Consider the following 14,818-nt stretch of genomic DNA (forward strand, 5'->3'; position numbering starts at 1 on the left):
ACTCCGAAACGGTCACGCGGCCCGCGGCGCAGCCAGCGGCCGCGGGCGAAGATCGGGGGAGAGCCACGCCTCCGCGAGCCGCACCAGGGCGATGATGGCGCTCACGATGACGAGGTAGAAGGCGGCGGCGCAGAGGAAGATCTCCAGCGCCCGGAAGCTCTGCGCGATCAGCTTCTGGGCGATGCCGGTGAGTTCGAGGATGGTGACGGTCGAGGCGAGCGCGGTCGCCTTCACCACCGAGACGATCTCGTTGCCGTAGGCCGGCAGCGCCTGGCGGGCGGCGAGCGGCAGGGTGACCCGGCGAAACAGCGTCAGCCGCGACATGCCGCAGGCCCGCCCTGCTAGCAGCGCCCCGTGCGGCACCGCCAGGATCCCGCCGCGGAAGATCTCCGCCGTATAGGCGCCGGTGTTGAGGCTGAGCGCGAGCAGCGCGCACCAATACGGCTCGCGGAAGAACCACCACAGGCCGAGCGCCTGCAGGTCGTGGCGGAACTGGCCGAGCCCGTAATAGATCAGGAAGAGCTGCACCAGGAGCGGCGTGCCGCGGAAGACGAAGACGTAGCCCCGCGCCAGGAGGCCGAGGCCGGGGATGCCGGAGAGGCGCGCCGCCGCCGCGAGCGCCGCGAGCACCGCCCCGCAGGCGACCGACCCCGCCGTGAGGCCGAGCGTCACCGGCAGGCCGCGCGACAGGGCGACCAGGGTCTCGCCGAGGAAATCCGGATCGATCACGGCGATCCCCTGCGCGCATGGGCCTCGGCCCGGGCGAAGCCCCAGCTCGAGAGCGAGGTGATGGCGAGGTAGAGGGCGCCCGCCGCGAGATAGAAGGTGAAGGGCTGGCGGGTCGAGCCCGCCCCGACCTGCGCCTGCCGCAGCAGTTCCACCAGCCCGGTCACCGAGACGAGGGCCGAATCCTTGAGCAGGATCTGCCAGACATTGCCCAGGCCCGGCACAGCCGTGCGCGCCACGAGGGGCGCCAGGACCCGCCGGAACAGCAGCGCGGGCGACATGCCGACCGCCCGCGCCGCCTCGATCTGCCCGCGATCGAGGGCGAGATAGGCCCCGCGGAACACCTCCGCCTGATAGGCCCCCGAGATGATGCCGAGCGCCGCGACGCCGACCGCGAAGGGCGGCAGGCCGATGAAGCCGGTGGCGCCGAACAGGGCGCCGATGCTGCCCAGAGCCGCGCTGCCCCCGAAATACAGGAGGTAGATCACGAGGAGGTCGGGCACGCCGCGCAGGAGCGTGGTGTAGACGTCCGCCACAGCCCGCAGGGGGACCAGCCCCGAGAGCTTGGCCGCGGCAGCACCGGTCCCGATCACGGCCCCGACGAGGAAGCCGCAGACCGCCAGCGCCACCGTGGTGCCGGCCGCGAGCAGCAGGGCCGGGCCCCAGCCGCCCGGGCCCAGGAGCGTGAGGAGGTCCACGCCGCGTCAGCCCTGGGGCGTCATGTCGGCCTTGAACCACTTGGTCGAGATGGCCTTGAGGGTGCCGTCCGCGATGACCGAGCCGATGCCCTCGTCGAGGCGGGCCTTGAGCGCCGCCTCGCCCTTGCGCAGGCCCATGGCGACGCCCTGCCCGAGGACGCCGTTGCGGAAGCGCGGGCCGGCCAGCACGATGCCGCCCTTGAATTCCGGCTTCTCGGCGGTGGTGCGCAGCACCGCGTCGTTGGCGAAGATCGCGTCGATGCGCCCGGCCGCGAGGTCGAGGTCGTGCTGCTCGGTGGTCTTGTACTCGCGGATCTCGACCGTGCCCTTGAGGTACTTGTCGAGGAAGGCCGCGTGGATGGTCGAGACCTGCACGCCCACGGTCATGCCCTTGAGGAGCGGCTTGAGCGTGTCGATGGCCTTCTGGGCCTGCGTCGCGTCGGCGGTGAGGCTGAGCTTCTGATCGGCCAGGGGCAGCTTGGCGAGGGGGCCGTTGCGGTCGACGGCGAGCCCCGAGAAGTCGCTGCTATAGGGCCGGGTGAAGTCGACCACCTTCAGGCGCGCCTCCGTGATGGTCATGCCCGACATGATCGCGTCGAACTTCTTGGCCTGGAGGCCGGGGACGACGCCGTCCCAGTCCTGCACCACGAACTCGCAGGTGAGCTTGACCCGTTTGCAGACCTCCCGGGCGAGTTCGATCTCGTAGCCGTCGAGGCTGCCGTCCGGCTTGGTGAAGTTGTAGGGCGCGTAGGCCCCCTCGGTGGCGATGCGCACGACCGCGGGGACCGTGTCCTCGGCGGTCGCCGGCCGCGCCGCGCCGAGGGCCGCGACGGCCAGGGCGGCGAGTCCGAGGAACGGCCGGAGCATCGGGGAGATGGGGAATCCTGGCATGATCGAGTCCGTGGCTGGTCCGCGTGCGGTGCTTGCAATGAACCCGCGGACGGCCCCGCTCCGCAAGTCCCGCAGGCGCGCGGTCCCCCGGGATGCCAGCCGCGTGCCAGCGACGGTTTGCACCGGACGGTCCGGCCTGCTATCGGGCGGCGCGGCTCGGAGAATCGGGCCGGAGGGGAGCCAATCCATGGGAGTCCGGCGCCGGGAAGCGCGACGACGGCCGTAACGCGGCCATCCGTCTTCCGTCCCATCGAGAGGCCATCCCGTGAGTTCCCTGCCCCTGGTCATCCGCCTCGAACGCGCGGGCGATTCCGACGCGGTCGATCGCCTGCACGAGCGCGCCTTCGGTCCCGGCCGCTATGCCCGCACCGCCTTCCGGCTGCGCGAGGGCGTGCCGCACCTGCCCGATCTCTCCTTCACCGCCGTGGTCGGTACGCTGCTCGTCGGCTCGGTGCGGGTCTCGCCCGTCCGCGCGGGCGGCGCGCCGGCCCTGGTGCTCGGCCCGCTCACCGTCGACCCGGCCTTCGGCAGCCGCGGCATCGGCGGCGCGCTGATGAGCGCCTCCATCGAGGCCGCGCGGGCGGGCGGTCACAGGCTCGTCCTCCTCGTCGGCGACGCGCCCTACTACGCCCGGTTCGGCTTCCGCCCGGTGCCGCCGCGGCGCCTGACCCTGCCCGGCCCGGTCGATCCGGCCCGGTTCCTGCTCCTCGAACTGCACGAGGGCGCCTTCGACGGCGTGGCGGGCGCGGTGGTGGGCGGCGCCTGAAGCGTCAGGCCCGCCCGCGCCGGCCCTCCGTCAGCCACATCGCCAGCACCGCCGCCGCCAGGAGGGCGAGCGCGACGAGGCCGAGGGCGAGGGGGTAGACCGAGACGCCCCGCACCACGGCGCTGTCGCTCGGCCGGAAGCCGATCCACTCGGCGCCCGCGAGGCGGCCCGAGCGCGCGACCTGGAGGCGTGGCACGGTCACGGCGTCCCCCGCCTCGGCGACGCGGCGGACGGACCCGCCCGTGGCTTCCGCTACCGGGCGCAGGCGCTCCGTGTCGCTGAACACGTCGATGAGTTCGCGCGGGTTGGCGGGGCCGACGCTCACGAAGCTGACGAGGCTGCCCGACCGCAGGGTGTGCAGGCCGAGTTCGCCCGCCTCGAAGGTCGCGGCGAACAGCCCGGGCTTGTCGGGCCCGAGGGTGAGGCTGCGCGTGGCGCCGCTCGGCGCCGTGACCGTCACGGGCTCGGCGTCGTCCGCCATGGTCTGGCGCTCGACGCGCACCTCGCGGCCGTGGCCGGTGGTCATCGCCCGCAGCGCCTCCTCCTCGAGGGCGGGCTCCTTCATCAGCCAGTGGCCGAGCCGGCGCAGCAGGTCGAGATGTGGCCCGCCCTCCTGGTAGCCGCGGGCCCAGAGCCAGGCGTGATCCGAGAGGAGGAGCGCGACGCGGCCCTTGTCCTCGCGGGAGAGCGCGAGGAGCGGTTGCCCGTCGGCGCCGCCCATGATCGGCGTGATGCCGGGCCGCACCTCCGCCCCGATCAGCCGCAGCCAGTCGCCCCAGGCCGGAGGGCTCGCCTCCGAGCCCGGCAGGTCGCGGGTGACCGGATGGCGCTGGCCGCTGCCCGTGAGCACCGCCTTGTAGGGCCGCTCGATCACGCGGCCGTTCGGCTCGCCCGGCAGGATCGCGGCGAGGCGCGTGCGCGCGAGGCTCGCCGCTGAGGCGAATTCCGGCCCCGCCGCGATCAGGAGCGCGCCGCCCTCGCGCACGTAGCGCACGATGTTGTCGAAGTAGCTCGACGGCAGCACGCTCTGGTTGGCGTAGCGGTCGAAGATGATCAGGTCGAAATCCTTGATCTTCTGCTGGAACAGCTCGCGGGTCGGGAAGGCGATCAGCGAGAGTTCGGAGATCGGGGTGCCGTCCTGCTTCTCGGGCGGGCGCAGGATGGTGAAGTGAACGAGATCGACGTTGGCGTCCGATTTGAGCAGGTTGCGCCACGTGCGCTCGCCCGCATGCGGCTCGCCGGAGACGAGGAGGACGCGCAGCTTCTCGCGGATGCCCTCGATCGGCAGCACCGCCCGGTTGTTGGCGGTGGTCAGCTCGCCGGGCAGCGCCTCGGCCTCGATCTCGACCACGTTCGGCCCGCCATGCTCGATGCGCAGGGTCAAGGCGAAAGGCCGGCCGGTGCGCACGGTCTGGCGGACCACCTCCTCGCCGTCGCGACGCACGGTGACGACCGCCGAACCGGTGCCGCCACGCTCCATCACCTCGGCGCGGATCGTCTGCTCGCGCCCGACGATGCCGAAGCGCGGCGCCTCGATCAGGTGGATCTGACGATCGCGCTCGTCGGGCCGGCCGGTGACGAGGACGTGCAGCGGCGCCTTGAAGCCGAGCGCCGCGGCATTGGCCGGAATGTCGTGGACGACGCCGTCCGTGACCATGACCACGCCGGCGAGCCGGTCCGGCGGCACGTCCGCGAGGGCGTTGGAGAGGGCGGTGAACAGCTTGGTGCCCTCGTCGCTGCCGGCCTCCGGCACCTCGACGAAGCGCGGCTCGATCTCGGCGAGGCCGCCGAAGCGCCGCTGCAGCTCGGCCTTGACCTGCTCGGTCATGGCCGGGCGCTCGCCGAGCATCTGCGAGCCCGAGCGGTCGATGACGACGGCCGCGATGTCCTTGACCGGCTCGCGCTCCTCCTGGACGAGGGAGGGGTTGGCGAGCGCCGCGAGAACGAGGGCGAGGACGAGGACGCGCAGCAGCGACACCGGCCCGCGCGCCAGGAAGGCGACCACGCCGAGGGCGGCCGCGAGCGCCAGGAGGCCCCACAGCGGAGGGACCGGGACGAGGGGCGAGAAGCTCAGGCTCAGCATCGGTGATCCTCACCGGCGGGCGACCAGGGTCCGCGGACCGGCGACGGGCCGCGCGGCGGAACCCCGCCCCCCGTGTCCCACCTCCGACGCCGCATCGCGAATCCGATCACTGCCCCAGCCGCTCCAGCAGGGCCGGCACATGCACCTGATCGGCCTTGTAGTTGCCGGTGAGCGCGTACATCACGAGGTTGACGCCGCCGCGGAAGGACATCTCGCGCTGGCGCGGATCGCCGCCCACCACCGGATAGAGCGCCTCCCCGCGCCGGCCCACCGCCCAGGCGGAGGCGAGGTCGTTGCCCGTGATCACGATGGGCGAGACCCCGTCGCCGGCCCGGGCCGGGCGCCGCTCGGCCCCGTCGCCCGCAGGCGGCAGCGCCTCCACCCAGGTCTGGCCGTTGGCGTAGCGCCCGGGGAAGCTGTCGACGAGGTAGAACGCCTTGGTCAGCACGTGGTCGCGCGGCACCGGTTCGAGTTCCGGCACTTCCAGGGTCGCCAGCATGCGCTGGAGATAGAGCGCCTCCGCGGTCGGCGGACCGCCGGAGCGGGCGGTCATGGCGTCGCGGGTGTCGAAGATCACCGTGCCGCCGTTCTTCATGAAGGCGTCGATGCGCCGGATCGCCTGCTCGCCCGGCTGCGGACGGCTCGGCACGATCGGCCAGTAGATCAGCGGGTAGAAGGCGAGTTCGTCCTTGCCCGGATCGATCCCGGCCGGTTCGCCCGGTTCGAGGGCGGTGCGGCTCGACAGCATCTGCGTGAGGCCGCTGAGCCCGGCACGGCTGGTCTCGTCCACCGTGGCATCCCCGGTGAGCACGTAGGCGATGCGGGTGACGAGGGCGGATTCGATGCCGTTCGGCCGGTTGGCCTGCGGCTCGGCGGCCCGGGCCGGATCGGGCGCACCGGCGAGGAGGAGTCCCGGCAGCAGCAGGGCGGCCGCGGCCGGGCGCCGCCAGCGGGCCGCCATCAGGCCGAAGAAGCCGCCGAGCCAGAGCGTCGCCAGGGTGTCGAGGGCGAGGAGGCCGAGGGCCGCGAGGAACAGGGGCCCGCGCAGGTCGCGGCGGTCCGCCTGCGAGAGGCCGCCGAAGCGCGCAGTCTGGAGGGCCGCGAAATCGAGGGGACGCAGCCGGTCGTCGGGCTTGAGGGCGTTCACCGCGAGCCCGCCATCGACCGGGCCGTAGAAGCCGGGCGGATGCTCGGGCGTGGCGCGGTCGGTGTAGGTCGCCGGGATCGCCCGGGCGGTGGCGGGCGGCGGATTGAGCGTGCCGAACCCGTCGAGGGCGAGCCGCGGGGCGAGCACGGGGGGCGGTCCCGCCTGGGGGCCGCCCTCGGCGGGCGGCGTGGTGCCGGCGAGGGCCACCGTTCGGCGCAGCATGTCGAGGAAGAGCCCCGACAGCGGCAGGTTCGACCATGTCGTGTCGGCGGTGACGTGGACCAGAACCACCAATCCCTCCCCGCGCTTGGCGGCCGTGACGATGGGAGTGCCGTCCTGCAGGGAGGCCCAGGTCTTGCGGGCGAGGTCGCCGTCCGGCTCGGCCAGGATCTGGCGCCGCACCCCGATATCGGCCGGTGGCTTCAGGCCGGCGAAGGGGCTCTCGGCCGCGAAGGGCGCCAGCGTCTTCGGGCTCTCCCAGGAGAGGGCGCCGCCGAGCACCCGGCCGCCCCGGCGCAGGCGCACCGGAACGAGGTCGTCGCTGCCCGCGGCGAGGCGGGGGCCGGCGAAGCGCAGGAGCAGCCCGCCCTTCTCCACGAAGCCGGCGACGCGCTCCTGCGTCGCCGGATCGAGGGCGCCGACATCCGCCAGCACCAGCACCGAGACCTGGGCGTCGAGCATCTGGCCGATCGACTCGGCCGCGCCCTTGCCGCCGCGCGGCTCCTGCACGTCGGCGAAGGGGGAGAGCGCCCGGGACAGATAGTAGCTGGGCGAGAGGAGCGGCTGCGCCTGATCGGTGGTGCCGCCGAAGACGAGGCCGACGCGCCGCCGCCGCCCGCGCTCGTCGGCGAGGGTCACCGCCCCGGCGGAGCGCTCGCCCGCGATCTCGAAGCGCGCGATGGCGTTGCGGATCTCGACGGGCAGGTCGAAGCCGGTCTCGGCCTCGGTGGCGTTCGCCGCGAAGCCGAAGGCGCCCTCGGCCAGCGGGAGACCCTTGGCGTCGAGGGCCCGCACGGTCCCGGCGTCGCGGCCGTTCGCCTCGGCCCGCAGCACCCGCACGCCGATGCGTCCGCCGGAGCCCTCGGGGCCGGCGAGCGCCAGGGCGGGCGCGCGGTCCCCCTTCAGCACGGTGAGCGCGGCCGTGCCCTTCGCCACGGCCTCCGCGAGACCGGCCGGGAAGCGGCCTTCGTCCACGCCGGCGATGCCGTCGCTGATCCAGACCACGGCGCTGCCCGGATGCTGCTCCAGGAAGCCCGCCAGTGCGGGCAGGTGCGCGTCCCGCGCGGCGAGGTGCGGCAGGGGCTGGATCGCCCGCAGGCGCTCCAGGGCCGGGCCCGGCCCCGTCGCCTCCAGGCCCGCGGGGGCGGAGGCGGTGGCGAGGAGCGCGACGGGCCGCCCCGCCCGGGCCGCCCCCTCGACCTCGTCGGTGGCGATGCGGATGCGGTCGCGCCAATCCTGGGCGGCGGTGGCGCCGTTGTCGAGGATGAGCACGAGCGGCGCCCGCCCGTCGCCGACGCGGGTGGCGGCCGGGTTCCAGACCGGGCCGGCCACCGCGAGGATCAGGCAGGCGGCGGCGGCGAGCCGCAGGAGCATCAGCCACAGGGGCGTGCGGGCCGGCGTCTCGCGCTCGGGCAGCAGGTCGGCGAGGATGCGCAGGGGCGGAAAGTCGATCCGGCGCGGGCGCGGGGGTGTCACCCGCAGCAGGTACCAGAGGGCGGGCAGCGCCAGCAGCGCGGCGAGGGCCAGCGGCGCGGCGAAGCTGAGAGGAAGTCCGAACATGGCGCGGTTGCCTCCTCAGCCCGCGCCGCGCGCGGCCACGAGCGTGACGAGGCGCAGGGCCGCCTCGCTCGCCGGCCGGTCGGTGCGGTGCAGGCTGACGGTCCAGCCATGCCCGCGGGCGACCTCGGCCAACGCGTCGCGATGCGCCTGGATCCGTGACCGGTAGGCCCGGCCCCAGGCCGCCGCGTCGCCGACCCGCAGCGAGAGGCCGGCTTCGAGATCGTGCAGCTCGGCCTCGCCCGCGAAGGGAAAGGTCTCCTCCACCGGATCGACGACGACGACGAGGTGGCCGCGCCCGCCCGCCGCCGCGATGCCGGCCACCGCCGAACGCACCTCGTCCACCGGGGTGAGGAAGTCGCCGATCAGGATCACCTCGTCGAAGCGGGCGACGGGCGCGCGGGGCGGCAGATCCTCGTCGAGGCCGCCCGTATCCGCCACCAGCGCCTCGGCGACGCGCTCCACGATGGCCCGGGAGGCCTGCGGCCGGGCGAGGCCGAGGAGCCCCACCCGCTCGCCCGCCTCCACGAAGGCGTCCGCGAGCGCGAGGCCGAGCACCAGGGCCCGCTCCACCTTCGGCGCCTGCGCCAGCGACGAGGCGAAGCCCATCGAGGCGGAGCGGTCGATCCACAGCCACACCGTGTGGGCCGCCTCCCATTCGCGTTCGCGCACGTAGAGGCGCCCGTCGCGGGCGGAGCGGCGCCAGTCGATGCGCGAGGCCGCCTCGCCGGCCACGAAGGGGCGGAACTGCCAGAAGCTCTCGCCGGGGCCCGCCCGCCGCCGCCCGTGCAGTCCGTGCGAGAGGGTGGAGGCGACCCGGCGCGCCTCCAGGATCAGCCGCGGCATCCGCTCGGCGAGCGTGAGGGCGCTCTCGGTCTCCGTCCGTCCCGGGACGCGGCCGGTCGCGTCGAGGACGCGGGTCGAGGCCATGCGGAGCCTAGAGGCGCGAGGCCAGCCGGCCGACGAGACCGGTGATGGTCTCGCCATCCGCCCGCGCCGCGAAGGTGAGCGCCATGCGGTGCTTCAGCACCGGCTCGGCGAGGGCCGCCACGTCCTCGACGGAGGGGGCGACCCGGCCCTCGATGAGGGCGCGGGCGCGCACCGCCAGCATCAGGGCCTGGCTGGCGCGCGGCCCCGGGCCCCAGAGGAGCTTCGGCGCCACGGCGGCGTCGCCCCCCTCGGGGCGCGCGGCGCGCACGAGGTCGAGGATCGCGTCCACCACGCGGTCGCCCACCGGCAGGCGCCGCACGAGGCGCTGGGCGGCGAGGAGCGCGTCGGTGGTCATCACGGGCGCGGCCCGGTGCTCCTCGGCGCCGGTGGTCTCGATCAGGATGCGCCGCTCGGCGGCCCGGTCCGGATAGCCGACGTCGATCTCGAGGAGAAAGCGGTCGAGCTGGGCCTCGGGCAGCGGATAGGTGCCCTCCTGCTCGATCGGGTTCTGGGTGGCGAGGACGTGGAAGGGGCGCGGCAGGTCGTGCCGCTCGCCCGCCACCGAGACGAAGTGCTCCTGCATCGCCTGAAGCAGGGCCGATTGGGTGCGCGGGCTGGCGCGGTTGATCTCGTCGGCCATCAGCAATTGGGTGAAGACCGGACCGCGCACGAAGCGGAAGGAGCGGTGGCGGTCCTGGTCCTCGTCGAGGATCTCGGTGCCGAGGATGTCGGACGGCATCAGGTCGGGGGTGAACTGCACCCGCCGGGCATCGAGGCCGAGCACGGTGCCGAGCGTCTCGACGAGCTTGGTCTTGGCGAGGCCCGGCAGGCCGACGAGGAGGCCGTGGCCGCCCGCCAGGATCGTCACCAGCGCGAGGTCGACCACCTGCTCCTGGCCGAAGATGACCTGATGGATCGCCTCGCGCGCTTGGCCCACCGAGGCGAGGCAGGCTTCCGCGGCGGCCACGATGCCGTCATCGAGGGAGGTCGCGGGGGCCGGCGCGCTGCCATGGGTCATGCGGGGATCCTCTGCTCGCGATGGGTCTTCGGATCCGCCCCGATCCGCACCTGAACGGGGAGTGTGGGACCCTTCCCCCCGCGTGGCAAGGTCGGCGCGACGACGCAGGGTTGCCGCGGGGTCGTGCTCTGGGCCGGAGCGTGGCCGTTGCGGCCGGTGCTCCGGCCCTGCCGGGACGTTTCCCGCCGAAGTGGATCCGGTTCGGCGGAGGGAAGCGCGTCCGGTCCCGAGCAACGAACGATTGCACCGCGATCGGGCGCTGCTCTAAGCCGCTGCCATGATCGACCTCTCCCCCGCCGCCGGCTGGCAGCCCTTCACGGATCCCGGCTTCGTCGACCTCGTCGGCCCGATCTTCGTGCGCGAGGGCGACGGCCCGGCTGCCTATGCGTTCCGCGCCGAGCCCAAGCACGCGAACCTGATCGGGGTCGTGCAGGGCGGCATGCTGATGACCTTCGCGGACCGGGCGCTCGGCGTCACCGCCATGGCGAGCGCAGACGGCGCCAACTGTGTCACGGTGCAGTTCGAGATGCAGTTCATCGCCGCGGTGCGGATGGGCGAGGTGGTGAGCCTGACGCCGCAGGTCGTGCAGCGCACCGGCACCCTCGTCTTCCTGCGCGGCGACCTGACGAGCGACGGCCGCGTCGCCGCCACCTGCACGGGCGTGTGGAAGATCCTGCGGCGCAGGCCCGAGAGCCCGGTCTGATCCGGCAAGATCCGTTCCGGCCCGTAAGAGACGGTGACGTCCACACCTGCAATAATCCCTGGAAAATCTGGTAAGCGATTTGCTTGTGCCGGAATCCGATGTCGATCGGGCATCTGGGACGGGGCCAGCCATGCCGACCAGTCTGCTTGCTTCCCTGAGCGGATTCGAGCTTCCGAAGGAAGCTGTGGTGCCGATGTTGAAGGCTTTCCGCCTGACCAACACGATGCTGGATGCGGCCTTCTACGACACCGCGATCCTCTATGGCGCTCTTCTCGAGCGAGGATCGGTCATCGTTGCGCAGGCCCAGAACAGCACGGCCGACATCTCGGCCCGAGCCGCGCTCAACAAGCTCGATCTCAGCGCTCTCGCCAATCCGGAAGATGCCATCTTGGTGGTGGACCCTCGCCGCCCCCCGTTCATCTCGCAGCCTTATCATACCGTCGAGGCGTTCCTGCGCGACAGCGCCGGGGTGCAGACGCTCTCGCTGACTGGCGTCGGCAGTTCCGCCCTCGGGTCGGCGGCCTTCGCCTGGAATATCTCCGAGGCCTTGAGCAAGCCGGTGGCCGCCATCGTCCCGGGCTACGGTCTCGCCGACGTCGTCCATCAGGCGCTCGGCGGCTGGTTCGGCTTCGGGCTCCACGACTGGATCCGTCGCGAGACGCAGGAGATCCTCGCCGCGACGGCGCCGGAACTTGCGAAGCTCGGCCGCAACCTTCTGGCGGCAGATCCCGACCGCCCGCGCAACGCTGACACCGGCGCCCCGCTCTTCCGGCAGGGCAGCGTCGGTTCCGACACCTTGCATGCGATCCTGCGCGGGTCATCCGGCATCACCCAAGTCGTCGGCCACAGCAAAGGCGCCCTCTCGATCGCCAATGCGATCCGCTCTCTGCCCGCATCCACGACGCAGCCGCTCTCGGTGGTCACCTTCGGCTGCACGATCGCTCCGGAGATCAAGGTCGCCCGATACGACCAGCATCTCGGCTGGATCGACGGGCTCGGCATCCTGAACTCGTGGAAGAACAAGCCCAACCACTGGCTGTTCTCGCATCACAGCACGAACACGCTGGTGCCGCTGTCGATGGCCGTGAAGACGCTGATGCCGCCAAGCGCGTAGGCGCCGTTCAAAACGGCGCAGGCTCGCCTATCTTACGGAGCATGGATCAGCCCCCCTCCGCAACCCTCGACCGTCTTGCCGCCGCCCTCGGAGCCGAGGGCACGCGGCGCGGCCCGCCGCCGGTCGAGCGATGGAACCCCGATTATTGCGGCGAGATCCCGATGCGGATCGCCGCGGACGGGACGTGGCACTACAACGGCAGCCCGATCGGCCGGCCGGCCCTGGTGCGCCTGTTCGCCTCCATCCTGCGGCGCGACCCCGACGGCCGCATCGTCCTCGTGACCCCGGTGGAGCGGGTCGGCATCACGGTCGAGGACGCGCCCTTCCTCGCCGTCGAGATGGCCGTCGAGGGCGAGGGCGACGCGCGCAGCCTCGCCTTCCGCACCAATGTGGACGATCTCGTGCCCGTGGACGACGATCACGCCCTGCGCTTCGAGCGCGACGCCGAGGGCGGCTTCAAGCCCTATCTCCACGTACGCCACGGGCTCTGGGCCCTGGTGACGCGCGCCCTGGTCTACGACCTCGTGGACCTCTGCGAGGAGCGCGAGGTGGACGGGGCGCGCTGGTTCGGGCTCGCCGCGGGCGGGCGCTTCCAGCCGATCCTGCCGGCCGCGGACCTGTCGTGACGGCGGCGCTCTCGCCGCATCCCTCCGCCCTCGAGGCCTTCCTGGCCCGGGCCGCGGCGGGCCTGCGCCCGGACCCGCCGGGACCGCTCGATCCGACCTCGAACCCGCGCGGCGACCACGACCTCGAACCGGACGTGCTCGGCGCCGCCCTCGCCCGCCCGCCGCGCCTCGCGGCGGTGCTGGTGCCGGTGCTGGCCCGGCCCGATTCCGTCACGGTGCTGTTCACGCAGCGCGCCGCCCATCTGCGCGACCATTCGGGCCAGATCGCCTTCCCGGGCGGCAAGATCGACCCGGCCGACCCCTCGCCGCTGGCCGCCGCCCTGCGCGAGGCCGAGGAGGAGATCGGCCTCGCCCGGGCCCATGTGCGCCCGCTCGGCTACCTCGACCCCTATCTGTCGGGCACCGGCTTCCTGGTCACCCCGGTGGTCGGGCTGGTGGATCCGGCGGCACCGCTCACCCTCAACCCGGACGAGGTGGCGGACGCCTTCGAGGTGCCCCTCGCCTTCCTGCTCGACCTCGCCAACCACGCCCTGCACAGCCGGGAATGGCGCGGCCGGCAGCGGCGCTACTACGCGATCCCCTTCGGCGAGCGCTACATCTGGGGCGTCACGGCGGGCATCGTGCGCAACCTCTCCGACCGGCTCTCCGAGGCGGCCCCGCGATGATCCGCGCCGTCGCCGACGACCTGATCCTGTTCTTCCTGCCCTTCGTCGCGTTCGCGTTGTACCTCGTGCTGCGCCAGCGCAGCCCCTTCCGCTGGATCCACTGGAGCGACCACGCCCTGCGGCTCGCCGTGGCGGGCGGGCTCCTCGTCATCGCCTCCCTCGTCGTCGCCGGGCTGTTCGCGGAGCGCCACGGCCAGGGCTTCGTGCCGACCCATATCGAGAACGGCCGGGTGGTGCCGGGGCAGTTCCGATGAGTCCGGGCCTCGACCGGGCGGCGCTTGACGCCCTCATCGCCCGCCCGCGCCTGCAACGGGTGCTCGCCGCCCTCGACGCGCCCGGCGAGGAGACCCGGCTCGTCGGCGGGGCGGTGCGCGACGCCCTGCTCGGCCGCCGCGTGGCCGATGTCGACCTCGCCACCACCCTGCTGCCGGACGAGGTGGTGCGGCGGGTCGCCGAGGCCGGCCTGAAGCCGGTGCCCACGGGCATCAGCCACGGCACCGTCACGGTCGTCGCGGAAGGCGAGCCCTTCGAGGTCACGACCCTGCGCGAGGATATCGAGACCGACGGCCGCCACGCGGTGGTGCGCTTCGGCCGCGACTTCGCCCGCGACGCCGAGCGGCGCGACTTCACCATCAACGCCCTGTCGGCGGATCCGGCCGGCGGCCTCCACGACACGGTGGGCGGCATCCCGGACCTCGCGGCGGGCCGGGTGCGCTTCATCGGGGCGGCGGCCCAGCGCATCCGCGAGGATTACCTGCGGGTGCTGCGCTTCTTCCGCTTCCATGCCCGCTACGGGCGCGGCGCGATGGATCCGGAGGGGCTCGCCGCCTCGATCGCGGCGCGCGAGGGCCTGGGCCTGCTCTCCCGCGAGCGCGTGCGCGGCGAGTTGCTGAAGCTCCTCGTCGCGCCGCGCGCCGCGGAGGTGGCCGCGATCCTCTCCGGCACCGGATTGCTGCAGCGGTTGATCGGCGGCATCGGCGATCTCGGCCGGCTCGGCCGGCTGTGCGGCCGCGAGGACGCGCCGGATGCCGTCCGCCGCCTCGGCGCCCTGGCGGTGCTGGCACCGCCCGACGCGGACCGCCTGCGCGAGGGCCTGCGGCTGTCCAAGGCCGAGCATGCCCGCCTCGCCGCCTATGCGGACGCGGCAGCGAGCCTGCACGGGGCGCCGGCGCCCCTCGACGTCGCGGCGATCCGCCGGCAGGTGGCGCGGTTCGGCGTTCAGGCGGTCTCGGATGCGGTTCTCGTCCTGGCGGGCGAGCCGACCCCCGTCCTGACAGACCCGGCCGCGCGCGCGCTCGCCGCCTTCACGGCCGGGGACGCGCAGGCCCCGGCCTTTCCGCTGACGGGGGCCGGCCTCGTCTCCCGCGGCATCCGGCCCGGCCCGGGCCTCGGGCGGGCCCTCGCCGCGGCCCGCGCGGCCTGGCTCGCCGAGGGCTGCCCGGAGGATGCGGCCGCGCGCGAGCGCCTCGCCGCTATCGCACTCGCGACGGCCTGAGACGGTTTCCGGAAGACCACTTTCGGAAACCGTATCACGAGCCCGCGCGGCGCCTGAGCGAGGCCGGTTTCCGCATCGCGAAGCGATCATCCGGAAACCGTATGAGACGGACCGCCTCTCCCTCTGCCACAGACCTCATACGATTTCCGGTTGATTGCTTCGCAATGCGGAAATCGGCTT

The 14,818-nt window shown here is 73.5% G+C and carries 14 protein-coding genes; 7 read left to right on the top strand and 7 right to left on the bottom strand.

Going from position 1 to position 14,818, the window contains the following annotated elements; translation table 11 throughout:
- Window positions 1–12: 12 nt before the first annotated feature.
- Genes ACE101_RS06810 through ACE101_RS06820 form a run of 3 tightly spaced genes read right to left on the bottom strand, consistent with a single transcriptional unit; the run spans window position 13 to window position 2,315 of the window.
- Window positions 13–729, bottom strand: coding sequence for an ABC transporter permease (locus ACE101_RS06810; protein WP_379127089.1), 717 nt, complete (start codon window positions 727–729; stop codon window positions 13–15).
- Window positions 726–1,424, bottom strand: coding sequence for an ABC transporter permease (locus ACE101_RS06815; protein ID WP_379127091.1), 699 nt, complete (start codon window positions 1,422–1,424; stop codon window positions 726–728). The genes ACE101_RS06810 and ACE101_RS06815 overlap by 4 nt, the downstream gene beginning before the upstream one ends.
- A gap of 6 nt (window positions 1,425–1,430) precedes the next feature.
- Complete coding sequence (locus tag ACE101_RS06820; protein WP_379127093.1) at window positions 1,431–2,315, bottom strand: transporter substrate-binding domain-containing protein; 885 nt, start codon at window positions 2,313–2,315, stop codon at window positions 1,431–1,433.
- Window positions 2,316–2,580: 265 nt separating this feature from the next.
- Between ACE101_RS06820 and ACE101_RS06825 the strand changes: the two genes are divergently transcribed.
- Window positions 2,581–3,081, top strand: a complete 501-nt coding sequence (locus tag ACE101_RS06825; protein WP_379127095.1) for a GNAT family N-acetyltransferase — start codon at window positions 2,581–2,583, stop codon at window positions 3,079–3,081.
- Between the two features lie 4 nt (window positions 3,082–3,085).
- On the opposite strand, the gene ACE101_RS06830 is transcribed toward ACE101_RS06825, so the two are convergent.
- The 4 genes from ACE101_RS06830 to ACE101_RS06845 all read right to left on the bottom strand — a co-directional run bounded on the left by ACE101_RS06830 (window position 3,086) and on the right by ACE101_RS06845 (window position 10,035).
- Complete coding sequence (locus ACE101_RS06830; RefSeq protein ID WP_379127097.1) at window positions 3,086–5,164, bottom strand: hypothetical protein; 2,079 nt, start codon at window positions 5,162–5,164, stop codon at window positions 3,086–3,088.
- A 106-nt stretch (window positions 5,165–5,270) separates the two neighbouring features.
- Entirely contained in the window at window positions 5,271–8,090 is a 2,820-nt protein-coding gene (locus ACE101_RS06835; protein WP_379127099.1) for a DUF4159 domain-containing protein, read from the bottom strand.
- 15 nt (window positions 8,091–8,105) lie between these two features.
- Window positions 8,106–9,017, bottom strand: coding sequence for a DUF58 domain-containing protein (locus ACE101_RS06840; protein ID WP_379127101.1), 912 nt, complete (start codon window positions 9,015–9,017; stop codon window positions 8,106–8,108).
- Between the two features lie 7 nt (window positions 9,018–9,024).
- Entirely contained in the window at window positions 9,025–10,035 is a 1,011-nt protein-coding gene (locus ACE101_RS06845) for an AAA family ATPase (protein ID WP_379127103.1), read from the bottom strand.
- Window positions 10,036–10,312: 277 nt separating this feature from the next.
- On the opposite strand from ACE101_RS06845, the gene ACE101_RS06850 reads away from it, so the two are divergent.
- The 6 genes from ACE101_RS06850 (at window position 10,313) to ACE101_RS06875 (ending at window position 14,638) form a co-directional block, all read left to right on the top strand.
- Window positions 10,313–10,738, top strand: a complete 426-nt coding sequence (locus tag ACE101_RS06850; protein WP_379127105.1) for a PaaI family thioesterase — start codon at window positions 10,313–10,315, stop codon at window positions 10,736–10,738.
- 130 nt (window positions 10,739–10,868) lie between these two features.
- Window positions 10,869–11,852: a hypothetical protein gene (locus tag ACE101_RS06855; RefSeq protein ID WP_379127107.1), complete on the top strand. Its 984-nt coding sequence runs from the start codon at window positions 10,869–10,871 to the stop codon at window positions 11,850–11,852.
- Window positions 11,853–11,893: 41 nt separating this feature from the next.
- Window positions 11,894–12,478 carry a DUF1285 domain-containing protein gene (locus ACE101_RS06860; protein WP_379127109.1) on the top strand — a complete coding sequence of 195 codons (585 nt, stop codon included), beginning with the start codon at window positions 11,894–11,896 and terminating at the stop codon, window positions 12,476–12,478.
- Complete coding sequence (locus ACE101_RS06865) at window positions 12,475–13,143, top strand: CoA pyrophosphatase (protein WP_379127111.1); 669 nt, start codon at window positions 12,475–12,477, stop codon at window positions 13,141–13,143. Before ACE101_RS06860 ends, ACE101_RS06865 begins: the two co-directional genes overlap by 4 nt.
- Window positions 13,140–13,397 (top strand): DUF6111 family protein, encoded by a 258-nt coding sequence (locus tag ACE101_RS06870; protein ID WP_379127113.1) that lies wholly within the window; start codon window positions 13,140–13,142, stop codon window positions 13,395–13,397. Before ACE101_RS06865 ends, ACE101_RS06870 begins: the two co-directional genes overlap by 4 nt.
- Window positions 13,394–14,638, top strand: a complete 1,245-nt coding sequence (locus ACE101_RS06875; RefSeq protein WP_379127115.1) for a CCA tRNA nucleotidyltransferase — start codon at window positions 13,394–13,396, stop codon at window positions 14,636–14,638. Before ACE101_RS06870 ends, ACE101_RS06875 begins: the two co-directional genes overlap by 4 nt.
- Window positions 14,639–14,818: the final 180 nt, after the last annotated feature.

Origin of the sequence: Methylobacterium carpenticola (assembly GCF_042748905.1) — a bacterium.
In the GTDB taxonomy this organism is placed as follows: Bacteria; Pseudomonadota; Alphaproteobacteria; order Rhizobiales; family Beijerinckiaceae; genus Methylobacterium; species Methylobacterium carpenticola.